The 25429-nt window shown below is 61.7% G+C and carries 18 protein-coding genes; 15 read left to right on the top strand and 3 right to left on the bottom strand.

Features of this window, described 5'->3' with window-relative positions:
- Window positions 1-144: 144 nt before the first annotated feature.
- Window positions 145-399, top strand: coding sequence for a DUF2934 domain-containing protein (locus tag OS035_RS13670; protein ID WP_097625041.1), 255 nt, complete (start codon window positions 145-147; stop codon window positions 397-399).
- A 34-nt stretch (window positions 400-433) separates the two neighbouring features.
- Here the strand turns inward: OS035_RS13670 and OS035_RS13675 are convergent, their stop codons facing one another.
- Window positions 434-1003, bottom strand: coding sequence for a GNAT family N-acetyltransferase (locus tag OS035_RS13675; RefSeq protein WP_097625040.1), 570 nt, complete (start codon window positions 1001-1003; stop codon window positions 434-436).
- 161 nt (window positions 1004-1164) lie between these two features.
- Window positions 1165-1809 carry a ThuA domain-containing protein gene (locus tag OS035_RS13680; protein WP_097625039.1) on the bottom strand — a complete coding sequence of 215 codons (645 nt, stop codon included), beginning with the start codon at window positions 1807-1809 and terminating at the stop codon, window positions 1165-1167.
- Between the two features lie 246 nt (window positions 1810-2055).
- On the opposite strand from OS035_RS13680, the gene galE reads away from it, so the two are divergent.
- Both galE and OS035_RS13690 read left to right on the top strand, forming a co-directional pair.
- Window positions 2056-3039: a UDP-glucose 4-epimerase GalE gene (gene galE / locus OS035_RS13685; RefSeq protein ID WP_097625038.1), complete on the top strand. Its 984-nt coding sequence runs from the start codon at window positions 2056-2058 to the stop codon at window positions 3037-3039.
- Complete coding sequence (locus tag OS035_RS13690) at window positions 3017-4573, top strand: alkaline phosphatase family protein (RefSeq protein ID WP_097625037.1); 1557 nt, start codon at window positions 3017-3019, stop codon at window positions 4571-4573. The genes galE and OS035_RS13690 overlap by 23 nt, the downstream gene beginning before the upstream one ends.
- Window positions 4574-4579: 6 nt before the next feature.
- Here OS035_RS13690 and OS035_RS13695 read toward each other — a convergent pair whose 3' ends face one another.
- Window positions 4580-5077, bottom strand: coding sequence for a DUF1993 domain-containing protein (locus OS035_RS13695; protein WP_097625036.1), 498 nt, complete (start codon window positions 5075-5077; stop codon window positions 4580-4582).
- Window positions 5078-5444: 367 nt separating this feature from the next.
- Here OS035_RS13695 and OS035_RS13700 point away from each other — a divergent pair, with 367 nt between their 5' ends.
- The 12 genes from OS035_RS13700 (at window position 5445) to OS035_RS13755 (ending at window position 25333) form a co-directional block, all read left to right on the top strand.
- A complete protein-coding gene (locus tag OS035_RS13700; RefSeq protein WP_088936927.1) occupies window positions 5445-6374 on the top strand; it encodes a sugar ABC transporter substrate-binding protein in 930 nt (309 codons plus the stop codon).
- 63 nt (window positions 6375-6437) lie between these two features.
- Window positions 6438-7979: a sugar ABC transporter ATP-binding protein gene (locus OS035_RS13705; protein ID WP_085743472.1), complete on the top strand. Its 1542-nt coding sequence runs from the start codon at window positions 6438-6440 to the stop codon at window positions 7977-7979.
- A gap of 34 nt (window positions 7980-8013) precedes the next feature.
- Window positions 8014-9039: an ABC transporter permease gene (locus OS035_RS13710; protein WP_049733299.1), complete on the top strand. Its 1026-nt coding sequence runs from the start codon at window positions 8014-8016 to the stop codon at window positions 9037-9039.
- A gap of 149 nt (window positions 9040-9188) precedes the next feature.
- Window positions 9189-10247, top strand: a complete 1059-nt coding sequence (locus OS035_RS13715) for a dipeptidase (RefSeq protein WP_097625035.1) — start codon at window positions 9189-9191, stop codon at window positions 10245-10247.
- Between the two features lie 100 nt (window positions 10248-10347).
- Entirely contained in the window at window positions 10348-11991 is a 1644-nt protein-coding gene (locus tag OS035_RS13720) for an ABC transporter substrate-binding protein (RefSeq protein WP_331813804.1), read from the top strand.
- A gap of 18 nt (window positions 11992-12009) precedes the next feature.
- Window positions 12010-13077, top strand: coding sequence for an ABC transporter permease (locus OS035_RS13725; RefSeq protein WP_097625033.1), 1068 nt, complete (start codon window positions 12010-12012; stop codon window positions 13075-13077).
- On the top strand, window positions 13074-14009 hold the full coding sequence (nikC, locus tag OS035_RS13730; RefSeq protein WP_097625032.1) for a nickel transporter permease: 936 nt from the start codon (window positions 13074-13076) through the stop codon (window positions 14007-14009). The genes OS035_RS13725 and nikC overlap by 4 nt, the downstream gene beginning before the upstream one ends.
- Window positions 14006-14839 carry an ABC transporter ATP-binding protein gene (locus OS035_RS13735; RefSeq protein ID WP_097625031.1) on the top strand — a complete coding sequence of 278 codons (834 nt, stop codon included), beginning with the start codon at window positions 14006-14008 and terminating at the stop codon, window positions 14837-14839. Before nikC ends, OS035_RS13735 begins: the two co-directional genes overlap by 4 nt.
- Complete coding sequence (locus OS035_RS13740; protein ID WP_097625150.1) at window positions 14836-15585, top strand: ABC transporter ATP-binding protein; 750 nt, start codon at window positions 14836-14838, stop codon at window positions 15583-15585. Before OS035_RS13735 ends, OS035_RS13740 begins: the two co-directional genes overlap by 4 nt.
- Before the next feature lie 162 nt (window positions 15586-15747).
- Window positions 15748-15936, top strand: a complete 189-nt coding sequence (locus OS035_RS13745; protein WP_097625030.1) for a hypothetical protein — start codon at window positions 15748-15750, stop codon at window positions 15934-15936.
- Window positions 15937-16094: 158 nt separating this feature from the next.
- Complete coding sequence (locus OS035_RS13750; protein ID WP_165503891.1) at window positions 16095-16259, top strand: hypothetical protein; 165 nt, start codon at window positions 16095-16097, stop codon at window positions 16257-16259.
- Between the two features lie 554 nt (window positions 16260-16813).
- Window positions 16814-25333, top strand: coding sequence for a GH36-type glycosyl hydrolase domain-containing protein (locus OS035_RS13755; protein ID WP_131710926.1), 8520 nt, complete (start codon window positions 16814-16816; stop codon window positions 25331-25333).
- The last annotated feature ends 96 nt before the right edge of the window (window positions 25334-25429 follow it).

Genomic DNA, 25429 nt, shown 5'->3' on the forward strand with positions numbered 1-25429 from the left:
AAGGTCCGGGAATGTGCACAGGGATAATCCTCTGTGCCTCGCTATTAGCTAAAAACTAACGCTGCCTCGTAACGACTCCTAAAGCCGGTTTTGGCACCTTGTTGCCTGTCGAATATTGCTTCCAATTTCTCGCTGGGGTTGATTATGAGTCATAATAAAGACGCCTGGGTCAGCCAGCGCGCTTATTCACTATGGGAATCGGAAGGCAGGCCGGATGGGCGTGGGGAAAGCCATTGGGCGCAGGCGCTGAGGGAGTTCGAGCAACTGGAGCTGACGAAGGCCTCGCCTGATGGAAACGATCTCATCGAGAAGCTGAAGGCAGCCGGGCGGCTGATGCGGATCTATGACGAGTCGGCGCCCGCCGTTCAGAACGACCGGCAGATGAAGGCGGCTCGCTAGGCCGTATTTTTCAATCCTTGGGTTGCCGAAATATTCAGCGGCATTCCAGGCGGACGATCGGCCTTGCCGGCAGGCGTCTTGCCACCTCGACGAAACCGGCATCCAGAAACATCGACAGCGTTCCCGGATAGAGCTCGGCTCCGTTCGAAGCACGGGCTGCCTGATCGACAGGGTAGGCTTCGAGACATTCGGCGCCGTTCGCGCTTGCGAATTCGACGGCGTGTTTCAATAACAATCGCGACAGACCCTGCCGCCGGAACGGCTTGCGGGCGATGAAGCAATTGATCGACCAAACCGGCTTGTCATCCACCGGCGCAAAGGGTTTTGAGCGGCGCAGCCGATCGAATACGGCGCGTGGCGCGACACCGCACCATCCGGCCGGTTCATTCTCGTGATAACCGAGAATACCGGGCGGGCGCCGTTCGGCGACGAGGCTTCGGAACCAGGTGCGATTTCCCTCGCCCCATCCTGCCTTGTAGTCGGCATTCGGACGATACCAGTAAGCGCAGCGACAATTCCGGCCGTCGGCGCAATCGTCGAAGACCGCTTCGATATCGGCCAGGCGGTCGGTGGTTGCGGGGAAGAAAGAGAAGCGATCCTGCATCCGGGCAAATTATGGCGCGGGCGGGTGATCGGCAAGCAGTCGCCCGTGCCGGCCGATCAGCCGCGGCGGCCCACCAGCTTGAAATGCTTATTCTTTAGCGGCCGACGTCGTCCGGCTGTCGCCGCCGGTCGGCATTCGCCGGCGTGCGGCTCGCCCTGACGCTACTGGCGTGCGGCCCAGCTCAGGCCACGCCGCAGGATGAGGGGCATGTAGGGATGGTCGAATTCGGCTGCGACATGGCCGAGGGCGGAATAGAAGATGCGGCCGGCACCGAAATGGCGCTTGAAGGCGACCGGCATCACGACATTGCGGGCTGCCGGATCATAGGCGCCGGTGAAGGTGGTGGTCGCCAGGATTTCGACTGTCGGATCATAATGCAGATAATATTGCTCCGACCGGTAGTCGAAATCGGGAATGCCGTCCATGACCGGATCGTCCTGGCGGGTGACGGCGACGCGGAAGTCGATGATGTTGCCGGGATGAGCGACCCAGGTGACGCCGGAGACATAGCGGAAAGGCGCGCTTTCCTTGAAGGAGGTGGCGAGCGCGCCGTGATGGCCGGCAAGCCCCAGCCCGCCGCGCACGGCTTCGACCAAGGCGCTAGCGTGGGGTTTTTCCAGCGTTTCGCCGGTGATGATCGGCACCAGCAGATCGGCTTTGGCGAGCGTCGGCGATCCGAATATGCCGAGATCGCCGGTGACCTCGACCGTAAAATCGTCCTCGCGTAAGAGATCGGCGACGATATGAGCGCATTGCTCCGGCTCATGGCCCTGCCAGCCGCCCCAAACGACCAATGCCTTCCTCATTCGCGCGCTCCCCTGTCCGATTGCCGCGGTCCGTTGCATCATGGTGGTGAACGCCCCTTAGAGGGGGCGGCTATGCAAATCACGCGAATAATTCGCGAAGGTTGGCGGTTCGGGCCAAATCATATAGGGCCGGGGCAGTTCGGCATTTGACGTATTGTCCGTTCACGCCGATCGTAATTCCTTCTTTTTATTGACGTGTATCTCGTCTAGGTTTCTTTCATCTCTCGCTAATAATAAGGGTGGTGCATGGCAGGTGAAACGGTTCTTGTCGTCGGCGGCGCCGGTTATATCGGCTCGCATACGTGTCTCGACTTGGCGAACAAGGGCTACAAGCCTGTCGTCTTCGATAATTTTTCCAACGGCCATCGCGAGTTCGTCAAATGGGGGCCGGCCGAGGAAGGCGATATTCGCGATCGCCCCCGGCTGGACGAGGTGCTCGCCAAGCACAAGCCGGCAGCGATCCTGCATTTTGCAGCACTGATCGAGGTCGGCGAATCGGTCAAGGATCCGGTTTCCTTCTACGAGAACAATGTGATCGGCACGTTGACGCTGCTTTCGGCGGCGCAGGCGGCCGGCATCAATGCCTTCGTCTTCTCCTCCACCTGCGCCACCTACGGCCTGCCGCAGAGCGTGCCGCTCGACGAGACGCATCGGCAGGTGCCGATCAATCCCTACGGGCGGACGAAATATATCGTCGAACAGGCGCTTGCCGATTACGACCAGTACAAGAGCCTGCGCTCGGTGGTGCTGCGCTATTTCAATGCCGCCGGCGCTGATTTCGAAGGCCGGATCGGCGAATGGCACCAGCCGGAGACGCATGCGATCCCGCTGGCGATCGACGCGGCACTCGGCCGCCGCCAAGGCTTCAAGGTGTTCGGCAGCGATTATGAGACGCGCGACGGCACCTGCGTGCGCGACTATATCCATGTGCTGGATCTTGCCGATGCGCATGTGCGCGCCGTCGAATATCTGCTGAAGGGCGGAGAGTCCGTCGCGCTCAACCTCGGCACCGGCACCGGCACCACGGTCAGGGAATTGCTCGGCGCGATCGAGGATGTGTCGAACCGGCCTTTCCCGGTCGAATATATCGGCCGACGCGAAGGCGATTCGCATACGCTGGTCGCCAATAACGACAAGGCGCGCGACGTGCTCGGCTGGGTGCCGCAGTATGATCTCAATCAGATCATCCGTTCCGCCTGGAACTGGCATGCCAAAACCAACCAGCATTGAGCCCGGAATTGAGAAGGGCGCTAGGCCGAACATCCTGCTGATCACGGCGGACCAGTGGCGTGGCGATTGCCTGTCGGTCGTCGGTCATCCTTGCGTGAAAACGCCCAATGTCGATGCGCTGGCGCGCCAGGGCACGCTGTTCCGGCGGCACTATGCAGGGGCGGCGCCCTGCTCGCCGGCGCGGGCCACACTCTATACCGGCCTCTACCAGATGAACCATCGCGTCTGCCGCAATGGTTCGCCGCTTGATGCCCGCTTCGACAATCTGGCGCTGGCCGCCCGGCGGGCGGGATACGACCCGACGCTGTTCGGCTATACGGACACGGCGCCCGATCCGCGTGGCATGGATGCCAATGATGCGCATCTGACGAGTTATGAAGGCGTGTTGCCAGGCTTTACTTCACGCCAGCTTCTGCCGGAGCATGAAAGGCAGTGGCTCTCCTGGCTCCGATCCCGCGGTCATCGGGACGCCGTCAGCCGCGACATCCATATTCCCGTCGGCGCTGCAGCCGGCGACATTTCCGATGCGGCGCCGGCCTATTCCAGCGACGAGACCCAGACGGCGTTCCTCGCCGGCGAGTTCATCCGCTGGCTGGGTGAGCAGGACAGGCCGTGGTTTGCGCATGTCTCTTTCCTGCGCCCGCATCCGCCCTTTTCGGTGCCGGAGCCATTCAACCGGATGTTCACGCCGGGCGAGGGGCCGGCTTTTGCGCGAGCGGCAAACGCCCAAGCGGAAGAGGCGCGTCATCCCTATCTCGCCTATGCGATGCCGCGCACCGGCAAGGGCAGTTTCATCCACGGCGCGAAGGGGCCGCTCAGCGATTGGAACGGCGAGGATTTCGCGGCGATCCGGGCGATCTATTACGGCATGATAGCAGAGGTCGATGCGCAGCTCGGCCGGATCTGGCAGGCGCTGCAGGATGCCGGCGCTTGGGACGATACGCTTATCGTCTTCACCTCGGACCACGCCGAGATGGCGGGCGACCACTGGACGCTGGGGAAGGGCGGCTTCTTCGACGGCAGCTACCATATTCCGCTTGTCATTCGCGATCCCGCAAGCGGGGCGGCGGCCGGGGTCGTCGACGATTTCACCAGCGCTGCGGATGTTTTTCCGACCCTCTGTCAAAGGCTAGGCATCGAGGCGCAGAACGGGCTCGACGGCCGATCGCTCATGCCTTTCGTCGAGGGCGGTAGCGCGGACGGCTGGCGGGATGCGGCATTCTGGGAATTCGATTTCCGCGATATCGCCGGCGGCGAGACGGAGCGGTATTTCGGGCTCAGGTCGAACGAGTGCAATCTCGCGGTGATCCGCGACGCGCGGTTCAAATATGTGCATTTTTCCGCCTTGCCGCCGTTGCTCTTCTATCTCGGCGACGATCCGATGGAGCTTAAGAATGTCGCGGCCGATCCCGCCTATGCGGCGATCCGGCTCGACTATGCCGAAAAGCTGCTGTCGCTGAGGGCGCGGCACCTCGATCAGACGCTCGCCTATACCGAGCTGACGGAAAAAGGGCCGGTGACGCGCCGGCCCTGATGCCTTTTACCCGAGATAATCGCGCTTGCCGATCGGCGCACCCTGGTTGCGCAGGATGGCGTGGGCGGTAGTGACGTGGAAATAGAAGTTTGGTAGGGCGAAGGCGGTGACATAGTCGACGCCCGGAAGCACGATGCCGCTCTTGCCCGGCAGGGTGATTTCCCGCGCTTCCGTGCCCTCCAGCGCTTCCTCAGAGAAGCCGGCGAGATAGGCTTCGGTCTTGGCCAGACGCTCGCGCAGTTCGTCGAACGTCTTCTCATTGTCCTCGAATTTCGGGGCGTCGGTGGCGGTCAGCCTAGAGAGGGTGAATTTGGCGCTGTCGCTGGCGCGCTGATACTGGCCGGAGAGCGGCAGCATGTCGGGCGCGAGACGCGCGGCGACCAAGACGGCGGGATCGATGTTCTTTTCCTTCGCATAGGCTTCCGCCTTGTCGAGATAGGTTTTCAGGCTGGCGAGGCCGCGCTGGAACATCGGAACGGTGAGGCGATAGATCGAAATGGACATCTGTCCTGTCTCCAAAATCTTTAAATGACTGGCCGCGTCGAGAATCGAAGACGCCTGCGGCCGCGGTCCCGCCTTCGATCTCCATAGATGGAGGCGGTCTTGGTCTTTCACAACAGAGGCAATGCAGGCGGTGATCGCGACGTGCGCGGCCTTGCGTCTTCTTCCCGATCTCGTCGCCGCGAAAGAGGCTTGACGCCGTTCCCAGAAAATGGAATGAATATTCCGAAGAGCAAATTTTACGGTTTGTTTGTTCCGTTTTGCACGGAGCGCCGCAGGAGAGGCGGCAGGAAATCGCGGCTCCAGGGCAAATGCCTGGGGCTCCGGCGTGAGGAGGGTGCAGCCGGGCACCGTTTGTGGAGGAAGTAAAATGAAAAAGTTTATCCTGGGCACTGCGATGGCGCTCGTCATGTCGACGGCCGCTCACGCAGAAACCGTCGGCGTTTCGATGGCGAAATTCGACGACAACTTTCTGACCGTGCTGCGAAACGGCATGACCGATTATGCCAAGACGCTGAGCGGCGTAACCCTGCAGGTCGAAGACGCGCAGAACGACGTTTCCAAGCAGCAGAGCCAGATCCAGAATTTCATCGCCTCCAAGGTCGATGCCATCATCGTCAACCCGGTCGATACCGACGCGACCACGGCAATGTCGAAGCTCGCCGCCGATGCCGGCATTCCGCTGGTTTACGTCAACCGCCAGCCGGTCAATGTCGACACGTTGCCGGACAAACAGGCCTTCGTCGCCTCCAACGAGCAGGAATCCGGTACGCTGGAAACCAAGGAAATCTGCCGCATTCTCGGCGGCAAGGGCAAGGCCGTCGTCATCATGGGCGAGCTTTCCAACCAGGCTGCGCGCATGCGCACCCAGGACGTCCATGACGTCATCAAGACCGATGAATGCAAGGGCCTGGAGATCGTCGAAGAGCAGACGGCCAACTGGGATCGTACCCAAGGCGCCGACCTGATGACCAACTGGCTCTCCAGCGGCATCGAATTCGACGCGGTTATCTCCAACAACGACGAAATGGCGATCGGCGCCATCCAGGCGCTGAAGGCAGCCGGCAAGGACATGACCAAGGTCGTCGTCGGTGGTGTCGACGCCACGCAGGACGCGCTTGCCGCCATGCAGGCAGGCGATCTCGACGTCACGGTGTTCCAGGATGCCGCCGGCCAGGGCAAGGGTTCGCTCGACACGGCGCTCAAGCTCGCCAAGGGCGAAAAGACCGAGAAGAAGGTTTATATTCCCTTCCAGCTCGTCACGCCTGAAAACGTCAAGGACTTCGTCACCAAGAACTGAGGCGAACGCCAAACCGGATGCGGGCTTTGCCCGCATCCTTTTCGCCTGTCCGGAGGAGATGATATGGCCGTCAGCCCGACAACCATGGCCGCCGTGCGCGCGAGCGGCGCAGTCCCGAATGCGGAATATCTGTTGAGCGCCGAGGGCGTTCGCAAGGAATTTCCCGGTGTCGTCGCCCTCGACGACGTGCAGTTCCGGCTGAAGCGCGCCTCCGTGCATGCGCTGATGGGCGAAAACGGCGCCGGCAAATCGACGCTGATGAAGATCCTCGCCGGCATCTACATACCCGATAAAGGTGACATCCGCCTGAAAGGCATCGAGATCCAGCTGAAATCTCCGCTCGACGCGCTGGAGAACGGCATTGCCATGATCCATCAGGAACTGAACCTGATGCCGTTCATGACGGTTGCCGAAAATATCTGGATCCGCCGCGAACCGAAGAACCGCTTCGGCTTCGTCGATCACGGCGTGATGCATCGCATGACCGAAGAGCTGTTTGCCCGGCTGAATATCGACATCGATCCCGATATCGAGGTCCGGTACCTGTCGGTCGCCAACCGGCAGATGGTCGAGATCGCCAAGGCGGTTTCCTATAATTCCGACGTGCTGATCATGGACGAGCCGACTTCGGCGCTGACCGAGCGCGAGGTCGAGCACCTCTTTCGCATTATCCGCGACCTCAGGGCGCAGGGCATCGGCATCGTCTACATCACCCACAAGATGAACGAGCTTTTCGAGATCGCCGACGAGTTCTCCGTCTTTCGTGACGGCCGTTATATCGGCACGCATGCCTCCACCGATGTGACCCGCGACGACATCATCCGCATGATGGTCGGGCGCGAGATCACCCAGATGTTCCCCAAGGAAGAGGTGCCGATCGGCGAGGTCATGCTCTCGGTCAAGGATCTTTGCCTCAACGGTGTCTTCAAGAACGTCTCCTTCGAGGTGCGGGCGGGCGAGATCCTCGGCGTGGCCGGCCTGGTCGGTTCCGGGCGGTCGAATGTCGCCGAAACGCTGTTTGGCGTGACGCCGGCAAGCTCCGGCTCGATCGAGCTCTACGGCAAGCCGGTGACGATTTCCTCGCCGACCGAGGCCATCCGCCACCAGATGGCGTTCCTGACCGAGGACCGCAAGGATACCGGCTGTCTGCTGATCCTCGATATTCTCGAGAACATGCAGATCGCCGTGCTGCAGGACAGATACGTCAAGGGCGGCTTCGTGCAGCAGGGTGCCATCGAGGCGACCTGCGAAGACATGGCAAAAAAGCTGCGGGTGAAAACCCCCAATCTCTACGAGCGGGTGGAGAATCTTTCGGGCGGCAATCAGCAGAAGGTGCTGATCGGGCGCTGGCTGCTCACCAATCCGCGGATCCTCATCCTCGACGAGCCGACGCGCGGCATCGATGTCGGGGCCAAGGCGGAAATCCACCGGCTGGTGACCGAAATGGCGCGAAACGGCGTGGCGGTCATCATGATCTCATCCGAGATGCCCGAGGTTCTCGGGATGAGCGACCGCATCATGGTCATGCATGAGGGACGCGTGACCGGTTTCCTCAATCGCGATGAAGCAACGCAGATCAAGGTGATGGAGCTGGCTGCGCAGTGATGCGCCGTCCGTCATCGCCCAAGGGAGGTTTGACATGAGTACCAAGGCAGCAGAGGGCGCGGCTCCGCTCGCAACCCGGCAACGGCGGCGGCGTTTGCCGACCGAGCTCAGCATTTTCCTCGTGCTCGTCGGCATCGCGCTCATCTATGAAGCGCTCGGCTGGATGTTCATCGGCCAAAGCTTCCTGATGAATTCGCAGCGCCTGACGATCATGATCCTGCAGGTCTCCGTCATCGGCATCATCGCCGTCGGCGTCACCCAGGTCATCATCACCGGCGGTATCGACCTGTCATCCGGCTCGGTCGTCGGCATGACGGCGATGATCGCCACGAGCTTCGCCCAATCGTCGACCTGGGGACGGGCGGTCTTTCCGTCGCTGACCGACCTGCCGGCTTTCGTGCCGATCATGATCGGGCTGCTGATCGGGGCGGCCGCCGGTCTCGCCAACGGCGCGCTCATCGCCTACACGAAAATCCCACCGTTCATTGCAACGCTCGGCATGTTCGTTTCGGCCCGCGGTGTCGCGAAGTGGTATACGAAGGGACAGCCGGTTTCCGGGATCACCGAGCAGTTTCACTTCATCGGCACCAAGGCGTGGCCGGTCGTCGTCTTCCTGGTCGTTGCGCTGATCTTTCACATCGCGCTGCGCTACACCCGTTACGGCAAGTTCACCTATGCCATCGGCGCCAACCCGCAGGCGGCACGCGTTTCCGGCATCAACATCGAGGCGCATCTCGTCAAGGTCTATGTGATCGCCGGATTGCTGGCCGGCTTGGCCGGCATCGTCACGGCGGCACGCGCCGAAACCGCGCAGGCCAGCATGGGCGTCGGATATGAACTCGATGCGATCGCCGCGACCGTCATCGGCGGCACTTCGCTCACCGGCGGCGTCGGGCGCATCACCGGCACCGTCATCGGCACCATCATCCTCGGGGTCATGACATCAGGTTTCACCTTCCTTAGGATCGACGCCTATTACCAGGAGATCGTCAAAGGTCTGATCATCGTCGCGGCTGTGGTCATCGACGTCTACCGCCAAAAGAAGCGCCGCAAGCACTGATCTCAGATAGTGCGATCCGAATTGTTTTCGCGGGGGCTTCGGCCCCCGTTCCGTTTTTAGAGCGCGAGAACGGATTTATAAAAAAGAGGTGGCGAATTCCGTCAGCTTTTCTATTCTGGTCTTCCCGCTCGGGCAGCGCAGGAAGACAGATGCAATTCGTATTTGACGGCCACAACGACGTTCTCCTTCGACTCTGGACACATTCAAAAGACGGCAGCGATCCGATCGCGGAATTTGCAGAGGGCACGACGGTCGGGCATATCGATGCGCGCCGGGCCAGGGAGGGTGGCCTTTCAGGCGGTCTTTGCGCCATCTATATTCCCTCCGGCGATCTGGTCTTTGCCGATCCGGATGCCGAAGGCCGTTATATCACGCCGATGGCGGCCCCTCTCGATCCGCTCCCTTCCCTTGCCATTGCCACTGAAATGGCCGCGATCGCGCTGCGGCTCGACCAGGCCGGCGCCTGGCGGCTCTGCCGGACGGTAAAAGATATCCGCGGCGCCATGGCCGACAATATTTTTGCCGCCGTCCTGCATATGGAGGGCTGCGAGGCTATCGGCGCCGATCTTGCGGCGCTCGAGGTGTTCTACGCAGCCGGGCTGCGGTCGCTCGGGCCGGTCTGGAGCCGGCACAATGTCTTCGGTTACGGCGTGCCCTTCGCCTTCCCGATGTCGCCGGACACGGCGCCCGGTCTTACCGATGCCGGCTTCGCGCTGGTCAGGGAATGCAATCGTCTCGGCATCGTGGTCGACCTGGCCCATATCACCGAAAAGGGCTTTTGGGACGTGGCGAAGACGACAGACCAGCCGCTGGTCTCCAGCCATTCCAATGCCCACGCATTGACGCCGGTCGCGCGCAATCTGACCGACAGGCAGCTCGATGCGATCCGCGAAAGCCGCGGGCTCGTCGGCATCAATTATGCCACCGCCATGCTGCGTCCCGACGGCCGCTCGGATAGCGATACACCGCTTGCCGACATGGTCCGCCATATCGACTATCTGGTGAACCGCATCGGCATCGATTGCGTGGGCCTCGGATCGGACTTCGACGGGGCCACAATTCCTGAGGAAATCGGCGATGCCAGCGGCAATCAGAAGCTGATTGCCGCTCTCAGGGAGGTTGGTTATGGTGAGGCCGATCTCACGAAACTTGCCCGTGAAAATTGGCTTCGCATCCTCGCACAAGCCTGGCGGGAGGACGACGCCTAAAGCGTTGCGCACCTCTGGACGCGCCAGGAATGGGCAATAGTTTTAATGAAGCAGGACCGACAAAACGCTTCGTAATCAATCAAAACAGGGGGAACTGACCATGATGATGACCAAGCTTAGCCGCAATTTCCGCATGCTTTCCACGGGGGCTGCTCTTTCGCTGCTGATGATGACAGCACCCGCCGCCTTCGCCGAGACACCCAAGGATACGCTGGTCGAGGGCTTTGCCATCGACGACATCATCACGATGGATCCCGGCGAGGCGTTCGAGCTTTCGACCGCCGAAGTCACCAGCAACAGCTACAGCCTGCTCGTCCGTCTCGACATGGAGGACACGTCCAAGGTGAAGGGTGATCTGGCCGAGAGCTGGAGCGTTTCCGATGACGGTCTGACCTATGCGTTCAAGCTTAAATCCGGCATGAAATTCGCTTCCGGCAACCCGATCACCGCCGAGGACGTCGCGTGGTCGTTCGAGCGCGCCGTCAAGCTCGACAAGAGCCCGGCCTTCATCCTCACCCAGTTCGGCCTGACCGGCGACAACGTCACCGAAAAGGCCAAGGCGGCCGATGCCGGCACCTTCGTCTTCACCGTCGACAAGGCCTATGCGCCGAGCTTCGTGCTCAACTGCTTGACGGCAACGGTTGCCTCCGTCGTCGACAAGAAGCTGGTGATGGAGCATGTGAAGGCGGTGACACCCGATGCCGAGCACAAATACGACAATGATTTCGGCAATGAATGGCTGAAAACAGGCTATGCCGGCTCCGGGGCCTACAAGCTGCGCGAATGGCGCGCCAACGAAGTGGTCGTTCTGGAACGCAACGACAATTATTACGGCGACAAGGCAAAGCTCAACCGCGTCATCTACCGCTATATGAAGGAAAGCGCTGCCCAGCGCTTGGCGCTCGAAGCCGGCGATATCGATATCGCCCGCAACCTCGAGCCTGGCGACATCGACGCCGTTTCCAAAAATGCCGATCTCGCGACGACGAGCGCGCCGAAGGGCACGATCTATTATGTCAGCCTCAACAACAAGAACGAGAACCTGAAGAAGCCCGAGGTCCAGGAAGCCTTCAAATACCTGGTCGACTATGATGCGATCGGCGCAACGCTGATCAAGGGGATCGGCGAAATCCACCAGACCTTCCTGCCGAAGGGCCAGCTCGGCGCGCTCGACGAAAATCCCTACAAGCTCGATGTCGCCAAGGCCAAGGAACTGCTCGCCAAGGCCGGCGTGCCCGATGGTTTCTCGATCACCATGGATGTGCGCAACACGCAGCCGGTGACCGGGATCGCCGAATCCATGCAGCAGACGCTGGCGCAGGCCGGCGTGAAGATGGAAATCATCCCGGGTGACGGCAAGCAGACGCTGACCAAGTACCGCGCCCGCACCCACGACATGTATATCGGCCAGTGGGGCTCGGATTATTTCGACCCGAATTCCAATGCCGATACCTTTACCGGCAATCCCGACAATTCCGACGCCGGCACGGTGAAGACGCTCGCATGGCGCAATGCCTGGGAAGCGCCGGAGCTCGACAAACAGGCGAAGGCCGCACTGCTGGAACGCGATGCCGCCAAGCGCGCCGCCATATATCAGGATATCCAGAAGAAATATCTGGCCAATAGCCCCTTCGTCTTCATCTTCCAGCAGACCGAAGTGGCCGGCTACCGCAAGAACCTGAAGGACTTCAAGCTGGGTCCGAGCTTCGACACCAATTTCGTCGGTCCGATCGCCAAGGAATAGTCCGGCAGGATCGATCGCTTGAGCACCGTCGAAACAACACAGGAGGCGCGGCCCCGCAAGGGCCGTGCAGGGGCCTTTACAAAGGCTGCCGGGCGGTTCCTGTTTGCCGCCGTCACCACCTATCTCGGCCTCCTGGCCGTCACCTTCTTCATCGGCCGCGTCGTGCCGATCGATCCCGTGCTCGCCATTCTCGGTGACCGCGCGCCCAGCCACGTCGTCGAGCGGGTGCGCCAGGAAATGGGCTTCAACCTGCCGCTCTATCAGCAGTTCTTCATCTATATCAAAGGTATCCTGTCCGGTGATTTCGGCAATTCGGTGCTGACGACCAATCCCGTCATGGTCGATATCCGCCGCGTCCTGCCGGCAACCATCGAGCTTGCGACGCTCGGAACGCTGATCGGCGCTTTCGTCGGCGTGCCGCTCGGCGTTCTCGCCGCCGTGCGCCGCGGCAGCATCGCCGACCAGGTGGTGCGCGTCGTCGGCCTCGTCGGTTATTCGGTGCCGATCTTCTGGCTGGCGCTGATTTCGCTCGTCATCTTCTATGCGCAGCTGCGCTGGGTGGCATTTCCCGGCCGCATCGACATCGTTTTCGAATATACGTTCACGCCGATCACGGGCCTGTATCTGCTAGATAGTGCCTGGCAGGGTCAATGGGACGTCTTCTACGACGTCTTTCGCCACATCATCCTGCCTGCATCGCTGCTCGGCTATTTCTCGCTCGCCTATATCAGCCGCATGACGCGCAGCTTCATGCTGAACGAGCTTTCCCAGGAATATATCGTCGCCGCGCGCGCCAAAGGGCTTTCGGAAACGCGGGTGATCTGGGGCCACGCGCTGCGCAATGCCGCCGTGCCGCTGGTCACCGTCATCGCGCTTTCCTATGCCGGCCTGCTCGAAGGATCGGTGCTGACCGAGACCGTCTTCTCCTGGCCCGGCATCGGGCTTTACATCACCAATTCACTGCAGAACGCCGATATGAACGCCGTGCTCGGCGGCACCATCGTCATCGGCACTGTTTTCATCGGCATCAACCTTCTGTCCGATCTTCTCTACCGGACGCTCGACCCGAGGACGCGAAACCGATGACCGCTCCCGCCAGCCCATCTCCTGCGATGAGCCGCCGCGAATGGTTGTTGTCCGACCGGCCGCAATCGCGTCTGCAGGCGCGTCTTGGCCGCGCCTACGTCACCTGGCGGCAGTTCACGGCCAACCGGCTTGCCGTCGTCGGCCTGCTGATCATCGTCGCGCTGCTTTTCGTCGCCGCCTTCGCCAATCTCATCGCCACGCATGATCCCGTCGTCGGCGATCTGCGCAATGCACGGCTGCTGCCGCCGGGAACGGCTGAATACCTGCTCGGCACCGACGACCAGGGCCGCGATATCTTTTCGAGGCTGATCTACGGATCGCGTTTGACGCTGCTCGTCATCGTGCTCGTCGCCGTTATCTCGGCGCCGATCGGCCTGATCGTCGGCACGGTTTCCGGATATGCCGGAGGCTGGGTCGATGCGACGCTGATGCGCATCACCGATATTTTTCTCGCCTTTCCGAAGCTGGTGCTGGCGCTCGCCTTCGTCGCCGCGCTCGGCCCTGGCATTCAGAACGCGATCATCGCCATCGCCATCACATCCTGGCCGCCCTATGCCCGCATCGCCCGCGCCGAGACGCTGACAGTCCGGCGCTCCGACTATATCTCGGCGGTGAAGCTGATGGGCGCCTCGCCGTTCCGCATCATCCTGCGCCATGTCATGCCGCTCTGCATTTCCTCGCTGATCGTGCGCGTGACGCTCGACATGGCGGGCATCATCCTGACGGCGGCCGGTCTCGGCTTCCTTGGCCTCGGGGCGCAGCCGCCGCTGCCGGAATGGGGGGCGATGATCGCCTCGGGACGGCGTTTCATTCTCGATCAATGGTGGGTCGCAGCCATGCCCGGCATCGCCATCCTCATCGTCAGCCTCGGTTTCAATCTGCTCGGCGACGGCCTGCGCGACGCGCTCGATCCGAAGGAGGCCGGCCAGTGACGACACTTCTGACGGTCGACAATCTCAAGGTCAGCTATCCCACGCGCACCGGGGTGATCGAGGCCGTGCGCGGCGTCTCCTTCACGCTCGGCAAGGAAAGGCTCGGCATCGTCGGCGAATCAGGCTCCGGCAAGTCGCAGACCGGCCGGGCGATCATGGGCCTGACGCCGAAACACGGCGTTGTCACCGCCGACAGGCTAGACTTCAACGGCATCGACCTCATCAAAGCCTCCACCGGCGAAAGGCGCAGGCTGCGCGGCAAGCGCATCGCCATGATCCTGCAGGATCCGAAATATTCGCTCGACCCGGTCATGTCGATCGGGCGGCAGATCTGCGAAACCTTGCGCACGCATGAAAAAGTCGGCAAGGCGGAGGCGCGCGAGCGGGCGCTCGCCATGCTGGAAGCGGTGCAGATCCGCGACCCGAAACGGGTCTTCGACCTGCATCCGCACGAGGTTTCGGGCGGCATGGGGCAGCGGGCGATGATCGCCATGATGCTGATTGCCGGGCCCGAACTGCTGATTGCCGACGAGCCGACCTCGGCGCTGGACGTGACGGTGCAGCTCGATGTGCTCAGAATCATGGACAGGCTGGTGGCGGAGCGCGGCATGGGGCTGATCTTTGTTTCCCATGATCTCAGGCTGGTTTCCTCCTTCTGCGACCGGGTGATCGTCATGTATGCCGGAAAGATCGTCGAGGAGCTCGCGGCCGCCGATCTCAAACATGCGCAGCATCCCTATACGCAAGGACTGCTGAACTGCATGCCCGAGATCGGCTCGAACCGTCATCCGCTGCCGGTGCTCGACCGCAGGCCGGAGTGGGCGGCATGATCGCAGCTCTGGAGATCGACAATCTCAGCGTCGTCTACGATGAATTTCATGCGCTGAAGGATGTCAGCCTTGCGGTCGAACGCGGCGAATCCTTTGGCCTCGTCGGTGAATCCGGTTCGGGAAAATCGACCTTGCTGCGCGCTGTCGCCGGCCTTGCGCCGATCAGCAGCGGGGCGATCCGCATCGATGGCGAAGCGCTGAGGGGTTCGAAGCGCAGTAAAACCTTCTATCGCCGCGTGCAGATGGTCTTTCAGGATCCCTATGGTTCGCTGCATCCGCGCCAGACCATCGACCGGCTTCTGCTCGAGCCGCTGGCAATCCATGATATTGACGACAGCGAGAGGCGCATCGAACGCGCCCTCGACGAGGTCGGCCTCGGCAATGGTTTCCGTTTCCGCTATCCGCACCAGCTCTCGGGTGGCCAGCGGCAGCGCGTGGCGATCGCCCGGGCATTGATCGTCGAGCCGTCGATCCTGCTGCTCGACGAGCCGACCTCGGCGCTCGACGCCTCGGTGCAGGCCGAGGTGCTGAACCTGCTGGAGCAGATCCGGCGCGACCGCAAGCTCACCTTCGTGATGGTGAGCCATGATCTCGGCGTCGTCACCCATATGTGCGAAAGGCTGGCGGTGATGCGCAACGGCGCCGTCGTCGAGCGGCTGAGCTCCCGGGAACTGGCGGAGGGTGCGGTTCATGAGGACTACACGAGAAATTTGATGATCGCCAGCAAGGGGTTCGTCAAAGCCTGAAAGCCAATCTTTTCAGCGCGTTGAAAAGAAAAGACCAGCGGCGGCGTTAAGGATAAGATTTTCCTAAAAGACGACCATTCAACTAGACTATTGACAGCTGCCCCGCTTCTGTCATGATCCTGTTAACGATTGTTAGCTTTCGTGATCGATGGAGGTTGAGGCATGTTCTTTCTCGGTGGGATGACCATGGGCTACCTCGATCCTCCCGTGAAAGCCGATCGCCGGGAACAGGTTTCGGCCTCCATTCCTGCGGAAAAGGATCGTCGGCTGATCGAGATCCCCGCCAACCCGTCTCAGACCGAGGACAGCGTCGAGCGTCCGTGGATCTGGGCATGGCGCACAGTCTGCTAAAATGCGGACTGCTAAAAAGACAGGCTGCTGAAAGGGCTGGTTGAATTTTCTCTTTCGTTCGCTCTGGACGGAAATTTATCTCTACCTACTTGATAGAGAATATAAGAATATCAACGCGAGCCGCACAACCGGCCGCTTAAAAACAACGGAGGCGACATATGGCAGATCTGGGTATTTCGCATGCTCACGTGAACCAATACGGTTCCGTAGAGACCAAGAAGCCGCTGACCACACGCCATAGGCTTCAAACGATGCTCCATGGAGCCATTTTCACCGCGGCATTCCTGTTCGTCGTGGCCATGGTTTGCGGCGTCGTCGGCTGATCGGCGAATGTTAGACGCCGGCGAATGCCGGCGTTGCGGCGGTTTTCGCCTGGTTGATCGGTATCCGATCCCCTTTTTTCTTCTGTACGTCTTCATTTCATCACGAGCGGCCGCATCGAACTTACTCGTGCGACGCATTTCCGATCTTTTGTCTGCATGTCGGCGTTTTCGAACCGATGATGCCATCCGAGATCGCGCGTCTTCTCCCAAAATCGAAGAGCTTTTGCATTACCGGAACCGGGGCGGGCATTGTGTCGTTCATGCACGTCCCAAGCGCGCCGGGCGCGCCGCTCATGCCTCTTGACTTGAATTATCCCGATAGTGTCCAATTTTCGACATGGCTTTCGCGGAGAGGGTATCGATGGTCTTGATCACCCGTCGGGCCGCGCCCTGGACCGGGGCTTAACCCGTTCGCATCGCTTGGCCCAAGCGTCATTTATCCCGGCTTCATCGATCTTCGAAGAAACGGGCTCCGTTCATGTAGCAGTCATGATAAGCAGTGCAAAAGGCTGAGCAAAACAGCCATAACTTCGTTTGGATCCAGAACCGAACCCATGTCTATTTCAAATCTTTCTCCGAGCCTTCCGCGCGAACCCGAGACGAAGCAGATCGATCACAATGATTCGATCCGCTCGACCTATCTTGCCATCGAGGACATCAAGGCGATCGGCAATACGGTCGCCCGCGGCGGCGTCGACCGGCTGCCGGCTTTCGCTCCCTTCGACTTCTTCGCGCGTCACAAGGAAAACGAGAAGGAAATTCTGCGCGTCTACCGGACTACGGCGACCGACGTAGAGGCAGGAGAGACGATCACACCTGCGGCGGAATGGCTGCTGGACAATCATTATATCGTCGAAGAGGCGATCCAGGAGGTGCGGCGCGACTTCCCCCGCCGCTTCTATCGCGAATTGCCGACTATGGTGGTTGGCGGTGTCGAGGTGCCGCGCACCCTCGTGCTGGCCTGGCTCTATGTCGCTCACACCCACAGCACGATCTCGCAGGAAAGCCTGACGGCGCTGGTCGACGGTTTTCAGGCCAGCGAGACGCTGAGGATCGGCGAACTGTGGGCGTTGCCTTCGCTTGTGCGTTACGTGCTCGTGGAAAATCTTCGCCGCATTTCCAGCCGTGTCGAAGCCAGCCGCCGCCTGCGCCGCCGCGCCAACGAGGCGGCCGACGAATTGGTGCGCCTGACCGATCCGGCCGCGGCGGCCGCCTATCTGAAGACGCTGGAACCGCTTGCCGAGGACAATACCTTCTCGACGCAGTTCCTCTATCGCATGCGTGACGGCTCGCAGACGTCGAGCCTTGCGATCACCTGGCTCGACGAGCGGCTGGAAGAGCTTGGCCGCAACACCGAAGAGGCGACGACGGCCGAACACAGCCGTCTCTCTTCCGGCAACGTGACGATGGGCAACATCATCCGCAGCCTTCGCGAGATCGACGATGCCGAATGGTCGGTCTGGGTCGAGCAGGTCAGCCATGTCGACAAGTTGCTCTGGGAGCATTCTGATTACGGCATTCTCGATTCCGGCTCGCGCAATAAATACCGCAAGCAGATCGAAAAGCTGGCCAAACGCTCGCCGCTGACGGAAATGGAAATTGCCCAGCTGGCGCTCGACATGACGGATGCCGCCAAGGCCTCCGACGAGCCGCAGCCGCATGAACCGAATGTCGGCGGATTCCTGTCCGGCGCCCAGCGGCCGAAGCTCGAGGCGCGGGCGAACTATCGCCCGACAGTCACCCAACATTTCGTGCGCGCGGTGCGCCGGTTCAACTGGCTGGCAATTGCCGTGCCCGTCATGCTTTTGACGATCATCGCCATGGCGGTCGTCGGCCGATTCATGGCCAATGCCGGCATGGGGCCGATCGAAATCGCCCTGCTGCTGATCATGTTCTCACTGCCCGCGTCGGAGGGGGCGACGGGCCTCTTCAACACCGTGCTTTCCTTCTTCGTGACGCCCGCGCGCCTTGTCGGCTACGAGTTCAAGGAAGGCATTCCGGAGGATGCCCGCACACTGCTCGTCGTTCCCTGCCTGATCTCGAACCGCGACAGCGTTGACGATCACGTGCGCAATCTCGAAGTGCATTATCTCGCCAATCCGCGCGGCGAACTCTATTTCGCGCTGCTCAGCGATTGGCCGGACAGCGAGGCTGAGGAAACGCCCGCCGATCTCGAGGTTCTCGATTATGCCAGGCGCGAGATCGCCAATCTTTCCGCCCGTTATGCCTATGATGGCAAGACGCGTTTCTATCTGCTGCATCGCCGCCGCCTGTACAATCCGTCCGAAGGTGTGTGGATGGGCTGGGAACGTAAACGCGGCAAGCTGCACGAGCTGAACATGCTGCTGCGCGGCGACCGCGACACGACCTATCTGCCGGGCGCCAACACCGTGCCGGCCAATGTGCAATATGTCATGACGCTCGATGCCGATACGCGCCTGATGCGCGATGCCGTCACCAAGCTCGTCGGCAAGCTCTATCATCCGATCAACCGCCCGGTCATCAACCCGAAAACCGGCCGTGTCGAAAGCGGCTACGGCGTGCTGCAGCCGCGCGTGACCCCGTCGCTGACGACGGGCAAGGACGCGTCGGTCTTCCAGCGCGTCTTTTCGATCAATCGCGGCCTCGACCCTTACGTCTTCACCGTGTCCGACGTCTATCAGGATCTCGCCGGCGAAGGCACCTTCACCGGCAAGGGCCTCTATCATGTCGATGCCTTCGAAGCCTCGCTGAAGGGCCGGATCGACGAAAACTCCGTGCTCAGCCACGATCTTCTCGAAGGCTCGATGGCGCGCTGCGCGCTGGTCACCGATCTCGAACTGGTGGAGGATTTCCCGATCCGATACGAGGTCGAAACCTCGCGCCAGCATCGCTGGGCGCGCGGCGACTGGCAGCTGCTGCCTTATATGTTCAATCCGAAATACGGCGTCACAGCACTCGGCCGCTGGAAGATGTTCGACAATCTGCGCCGCTCGCTGACGCCGATCGCCTGGTTCTTCGCCTCCGTGCTCGGCTGGTATTTTATGGGCCCGCTCGGCGCGCTTATCTGGCAGATTCTGCTGATCTTCTGCCTCTTCGTCGCGCCGACGCTGTCGCTGATCAACGGTATCATTCCGCGCACCAGCGATATCGTCGCCCGCGCCCATCTCTATACCGTCTGGTCCGATATCACGGCCGCCAATGCCCAGGTTGCTCTGCGGATCGTCTTCATCGCCGATTCCGCCGCCATGATGGCCGATGCGATCGGCCGGTCGCTCTACCGTCTGTTCGTCAGCCGCAAGCTGATGCTGCAATGGCGGACCGCCGCCAGCGTTCAGGCCGGCGGCCAGGGGACGCTGATTTCCTACTACAAGGCGATGTGGCATGCGCCGGTGCTGGCGCTGCTGGCCCTTGGTTTTGCCGCCCTGCCCGGCGACAACGCCTTCGTCGTCGGCATACCCTTCGCGCTGTTGTGGATCCTGTCGCCTGTTGTCGCCTGGTATGTCAGCCAGTCGGCGGAGACCGAGGACCGGCTCGAGGTCGCCGATTCGGTGTCGAGCGAACTGCGCAAGATCGCCCGGCGCACCTGGCGTTATTTCGAGACCTTCACCACCGCCGAGCAGAACTATCTGCCGCCTGACAATATCCAGGAAACGCCGCATGTGATCGTCGCGGCGCGCACCTCGCCAACCAATATCGGCGTCTATTTGCTCTCCGTCGTCTCCGGCCGGCAATTCGGTTGGTTCTCCTTCGAGGAGACGCTCGATCGGCTGGAGCAGACGATTTCGACGATCGACAGAATGGAGAAATTCCGCGGCCATCTGTTCAACTGGTATCACACCGATACGCTGCAGACGCTCGGGCCGCGTTATGTCTCGGCCGTCGACAGCGGCAATCTCGCCGGTCATCTGATCGCCATTTCGTCGGCCTGCCGCAACTGGGCCGAGGCGCCCTCCGCCCATATGCAGGGCAATCTCGACGGCGTCGGCGACACGGCCGGCATTCTCGGCGAAGTGCTGGCGGACCTGCCGGATGACCGCAAGACCGTGCGGCCGCTGCGCCGGCGCCTGGAAGAGCGCATCGTCGGTTTCCAGAACGCGCTTGCCGCCGTCAAGCGCGAGCATGAATTCGCCTCGATCCGCATCATCAACCTCGCCGTTCTCGCCCGCGATATCGAGAAGCTCGCCGCCAATCTCGACCATGAGGTCAAGTCGAAACAGAGCGAAGAGGTCACCCAATGGGCGGCATCCCTGGTGAAGGTCTGCGAGGCGCATATTTCAGACAGCACTTTCGACCTTTCCAAGGTCGATGCGTTGAGGCCGCGCTTGGTGGCGTTGCGCGACAAGGCCCGCGATCTGGCTTTCTCAATGGATTTCGGCTTCCTGTTCCGGCCGGAGCGGCGCCTGTTGTCGATCGGCTACCGCGTCGAAAGCGGTGAACTCGACCAGGCTTGCTACGACCTTCTCGCCTCGGAATGCCGCCTGACCAGCCTGTTCGGCATCGCCAAGGGCGATCTGCCGACGGAGCACTGGTACCGTCTCGGCCGCCAGGTCGTGCCTGTGGGGTCGCGCGGCGCGCTGGTCTCCTGGTCCGGCTCGATGTTCGAATATCTGATGCCGCCGCTCGTCATGCAGGAGCGCGGCGGAGGCATTCTCAACCAGACCAACAATCTGGTCGTCGTCGAACAGATGAATTACGCCCGCAAGCTCGGCATTCCGTGGGGCATTTCGGAAGCGGCCTTCAATGCCCGCGACCATAACCTCAACTATCAGTACACGAATTTCGGCGTCCCGACACTCGGCCTGAAGCGTGGCCTCGGCCACAATGCCGTCATAGCGCCCTACGCCTCGCTGCTCGCCAGCCAGTACGACCCGCCGGGCGCGCTCGAAAATCTGCAGAGGCTGCGCAAGGTCGGTGCGCTCGGCAAATTCGGCTTCCACGATGCCGTCGACTTTACGCCGACGCGCGTGCCGGAAGGCAAGAAATGCGCCGTGGTCTATAATTATTATGCCCACCATCACGGCATGTCGATCGCAGCCGTCGCCAACGTCGCCTTCAACGGCCATCTGCGCGAACTCTTCCACGCCGATCCGGTCATCGAGGCGGCGGAGCTTCTGCTGCAGGAAAAGGCGCCGCGCGACATTCCGGTGATGAGCGGCAAGCATGAATCCGACACACCGGCCAGCATCCAGGAGGATCTGCTGCGGCCGGAGATCAGGAAGATCAGCGATCCGGCGTCACGCGACCGCGAACTCGTATTCCTGTCGAACGGCCATTATTCGCTGATGTTGACGGCGACAGGCGCCGGTTATTCCCGCTGGAACGGCCTTTCCGTTTCCCGTTGGAAAGCCGATCCGACCGAAGACCGCTGGGGCAGCTTCATCTTCCTGCGCGATACCGCCACGAACGAATGGTGGTCGACGACATCGGAGCCGAAGGGTGTCGAAGGCGAAGCGATCAAGGTCGAATTCGCCGACGAGAAGGCGCAGTTCACCAAGACGGTCGGCGACCTGACGAGCGAGGTGGAATGCATCATCGCGACCGAGCATGATGCCGAGGCCCGCCGCGTCACCCTGCTCAACATGGGTACGGAAGACCGTTTCATCGAAGTCACCTCCTATCTCGAACCGGTGATCACCTCCGACGATACCGACAATGCGCATCCGGCGTTCGCCCGCATGTTCGTCAAGACCGAGATCGGCAAGCGCGGCGACGTCATCCGCGCCGAACGCAACAAGCGCGATCCGAACGAGCCGAACATCAGCATCGCCCATCTGATCGTCGACAATGCCGGCGACACCCGCCATACGGAATTCGAGACCGACCGCCGCAAGTTTATCGGCCGCGGCCGCAGTCTTGCCAATGCGGCGGCCTTCGATCCGGGGGCGACGCTTTCCGGCAGCGACGGCTTCATGCTCGATGCGGTGATGTCGCTGCGCCGCACCGTCCGCGTGCCGGCCGGCAAGAAAGTCAGTGTCATCTTCTGGACGATCGCAGCGCCGAGCCGCGACGAAGTGGACAAGGCGGTCAATCGCTACCGTCATCCCGACGCCTTCACCCACGAACTGGTCCAGGCCTGGACGCGCACGCAGGTGCAGATGCGTCACGTCGGCGTCACCTCGCAGCAGGCGGCGGCCTTCCAGCATCTCGGCCGCTACCTCGTCTATCCCGACATGCAGCTGCGCAAGGATGAAGCGACCGTCGAGGCCGGCCTGCAGTCGCAATCGGCGCTGTGGCCGCTGGCGATCTCCGGCGACTTCCCGATCTTCACGCTGCGCATCAACGACGACATGGATCTCGAAATCGCCCGCGAGGCGCTGCTGGCGCAGGAATATCTGCGCTCGCGCGGCGTCACCGCCGATCTCGTCATCATGAACGAACGCGCCTCTTCCTATGCGCAGGACATGCAGCATGCGCTCGACGCCATGTGCGAAAACGTGCGCCGAATGGGCCAAGCCGACGGCTTGCGCCAACATATCTTTGCGGTTCGCAAGGACCTGATGGAGGAGAGCACCTATCACGCGCTGATCGCGGCTTCCCGCGTCACGCTGCATACGAAGAACGGCAAGGTGGTCGACCAGATCAACCGCGCCGTCGCCCTGTTTGCCCCCTCCAAGGAGGAGCTGCAGGAGATGGAACGGGCCGAGCGCAACAAGGTCCCGGTCAAGCGCGTCGCGCCGGTGCCGCCACCCGCCGTGCCCGCCGTCGTCATCGAGGAAGAGGGCGATCTCGACTTCTGGAACGGCATCGGCGGCTTTGCCCGTGACGGACGCGAATATATCGTTCGCCTGCCCGGAGGCCACGCGACGCCGCAGCCCTGGATCAATGTTATCTCCAATGACAGGTTCGGCTTCCACGTCTCGGCCGAGGGCGCGGGCTTCACCTGGAGCGCCAATTCGCGCGACTATCAGCTGACCTCCTGGTCGAACGATGCGGTGATCAACCGGTCGGGCGAGGCGTTCTATCTCGCCGATCTCGACAGCGGTGCGGTCATGACACCGTTCGCAGCACTTTCCCGCCGGCCGGACATCCGTTTCGAAGCCCGCCACGGGCTCGGCTATTCCGTTTTCTCCAGCGTTCAGCACGATATCGCGCTGGAGCTGACGCAGACGATCGACCGCGAAAGGCCGGTGAAACTGCAGCGCCTGCGCCTGCGCAACACCGGTTCGACCAGCCGCAGGCTGCGTCTCTACGGTTACGTCGAGTGGATCCTCGGCAGCAATGCGGCACGCACCGCGCCCTTCATCCTGTCGAAACACGACGAGGAGACGGGGGCGCTGTTTGCCAGCAATCCCTACAGCATCGATTATTCCAACCGCACCGCCTTCTTCGCGGCGAGCGAGGCGCTTTCGAGCTTCTCGGCAAGCCGTCGCGAATTCGTCGGCAAGGCGGGAACGATCCAAGCGCCGCAGGCCGTGATCTCTGCCGCCTCGCTTTCCGGCACGGCCGACCTCGACGGCGATCCGGCCGCAGCCCTTGCGATCGACGTCCAGCTTGCCGCCGGCGAGGAGCGCGACTTTACTTTCTTCCTTGGCGATACCCCGACGGAGGACGAAGCGCGCAGCATCATCGCCGATATCCGCAAAGTTTCGTTCGACGATGCCGTCGAGACGAACCGGGCCTTCTGGCGGGATTTTACCGGCAGGCTGCAGATATCGACGCCGGATCGCGGGATGAACAATCTCGTCAACACCTGGCTGCCCTATCAGAGCCTCGGCTGCCGGATCATGGCCCGCACCGCCTTCTACCAGGCAAGCGGCGCCTTCGGCTTCCGCGATCAGCTGCAGGACACGCTGGCCTTCGTGCTGCACGAACCCTCGCTTGCCCGCGGGCAGATCCTGAATGCCGCTTCGCGCCAATTCCGCGAAGGCGACGTGCAGCATTGGTGGCTGCCGGGAACGGGTGCCGGCGTGCGCACATTGATTTCGGACGATGTCGTCTGGCTCGCTTACGCGATCCATCATTATTGCACCGTTACCGGCGATAAGAGCGTGCTCGACGAGGAGATCGCCTTCCTGGAGGGACCGGCTCTGCTCGAAGGCCAGCACGACTCCTTCTACCGGCCGGAGATTTCCGAGGATAAGGCGAGCGTCTACGAGCACGCGGCGCTGGCGCTCGATCTCGCCATCGCCCGCAAGGGAGCAAACAGCCTGCCGCTGTTCCTTGGCGGCGACTGGAACGACGGCATGAACCGCGTCGGCATCGGCGGGCGCGGCACCAGCGTCTGGCTCGGCTGGTTCCTGGCAGGCGCCTTGCGCTCCTTCATTCCCTATGCCGAAGAACGCGGCGACACGGCCCGCACAGAGCGCTGGTCGGCGCATCTGACCGAGCTGAAGAAGGCGCTCGAAACCGCGGCCTGGGACGGCGGCTACTATCGCCGCGGCACGTTCGACGACGGCGCGCTGCTCGGCTCCAGGGAAAGCCCGGAATGCCGGATCGATTCGATTGCGCAGTCATGGAGCGTGCTGTCGGGAGAGGGGGATCCGGCCCGCGCCGTAAAGGCGATGGATGCCGTGCTCGACCAGCTGGTCGACGAGGATGCCCGCATCATCCGGCTGTTCACGCCGCCTTTCGTCAACTCCGCCAGGGATCCCGGCTATATCAAGGCCTACCCGCCGGGTGTGCGCGAAAATGGCGGGCAATATACCCATGCCGCTACCTGGGTGGTGATGGCGCTGGCGGAACTGAAGCGGGGCGACGACGCGTTGCGCTGCTTCCAGATCCTCAACCCGATCACCCATGCGCTCGACAAGGCTTCGGCGGAGCAATACCGCGTCGAACCCTATGTCGTGGCGGCCGACGTTTATGGTCATGAGCCCTATACATCGCGCGGCGGCTGGACCTGGTATACCGGCTCTGCCGGCTGGCTCTACCGCGCCGCCGTCGAGGGCATCCTCGGCATCCGGCTGAAGGGCGACCGGCTCTACGTGCGGCCGTCGCTCCCGTCGGAATGGGACGGTTTTGCGGCAGAGGTGGAACAGGGCGGCGACAAATACCGCATTTCGGTCTCAAAAGCGTCCAATGACAGCGGCTACACTCTGTCTATCAACGGCTGCGAAGTCACCGATCCCGAAGAGGGATATCCGCTCGGATAACAGCGTTCTCCACGCTGAAAAACACGGCGATTCGCGACGGCCAAAACGGAACCCTTTTGGCCGTCGTCGCGTTTGCAAATCGGATAATAAGGAGAG

The sequence above is a fragment of the Rhizobium sp. 268 genome (assembly GCF_036571585.1).
Classification (GTDB): domain Bacteria; phylum Pseudomonadota; class Alphaproteobacteria; order Rhizobiales; family Rhizobiaceae; genus Rhizobium; species Rhizobium redzepovicii.

Coding starts and splice junctions, on each gene's coding strand:
- OS035_RS13745 (WP_097625030.1), top strand. CDS start 15,748: ATGTTCTTTCTCGGTGGGATGACCATGGGCTACCTCGATCCTCCCGTG.
- galE (WP_097625038.1), top strand. CDS start 2,056: ATGGCAGGTGAAACGGTTCTTGTCGTCGGCGGCGCCGGTTATATCGGC.
- OS035_RS13675 (WP_097625040.1), bottom strand. CDS start 1,003: ATGCAGGATCGCTTCTCTTTCTTCCCCGCAACCACCGACCGCCTGGCC.
- OS035_RS13700 (WP_088936927.1), top strand. CDS start 5,445: ATGAAAAAGTTTATCCTGGGCACTGCGATGGCGCTCGTCATGTCGACG.
- OS035_RS13670 (WP_097625041.1), top strand. CDS start 145: ATGAGTCATAATAAAGACGCCTGGGTCAGCCAGCGCGCTTATTCACTA.
- OS035_RS13715 (WP_097625035.1), top strand. CDS start 9,189: ATGCAATTCGTATTTGACGGCCACAACGACGTTCTCCTTCGACTCTGG.
- OS035_RS13690 (WP_097625037.1), top strand. CDS start 3,017: ATGCCAAAACCAACCAGCATTGAGCCCGGAATTGAGAAGGGCGCTAGG.
- OS035_RS13680 (WP_097625039.1), bottom strand. CDS start 1,809: ATGAGGAAGGCATTGGTCGTTTGGGGCGGCTGGCAGGGCCATGAGCCG.
- OS035_RS13710 (WP_049733299.1), top strand. CDS start 8,014: ATGAGTACCAAGGCAGCAGAGGGCGCGGCTCCGCTCGCAACCCGGCAA.
- OS035_RS13705 (WP_085743472.1), top strand. CDS start 6,438: ATGGCCGTCAGCCCGACAACCATGGCCGCCGTGCGCGCGAGCGGCGCA.
- nikC (WP_097625032.1), top strand. CDS start 13,074: ATGACCGCTCCCGCCAGCCCATCTCCTGCGATGAGCCGCCGCGAATGG.
- OS035_RS13720 (WP_331813804.1), top strand. CDS start 10,348: ATGATGATGACCAAGCTTAGCCGCAATTTCCGCATGCTTTCCACGGGG.
- OS035_RS13755 (WP_131710926.1), top strand. CDS start 16,814: ATGTCTATTTCAAATCTTTCTCCGAGCCTTCCGCGCGAACCCGAGACG.
- OS035_RS13750 (WP_165503891.1), top strand. CDS start 16,095: ATGGCAGATCTGGGTATTTCGCATGCTCACGTGAACCAATACGGTTCC.
- OS035_RS13695 (WP_097625036.1), bottom strand. CDS start 5,077: ATGTCCATTTCGATCTATCGCCTCACCGTTCCGATGTTCCAGCGCGGC.
- OS035_RS13740 (WP_097625150.1), top strand. CDS start 14,836: ATGATCGCAGCTCTGGAGATCGACAATCTCAGCGTCGTCTACGATGAA.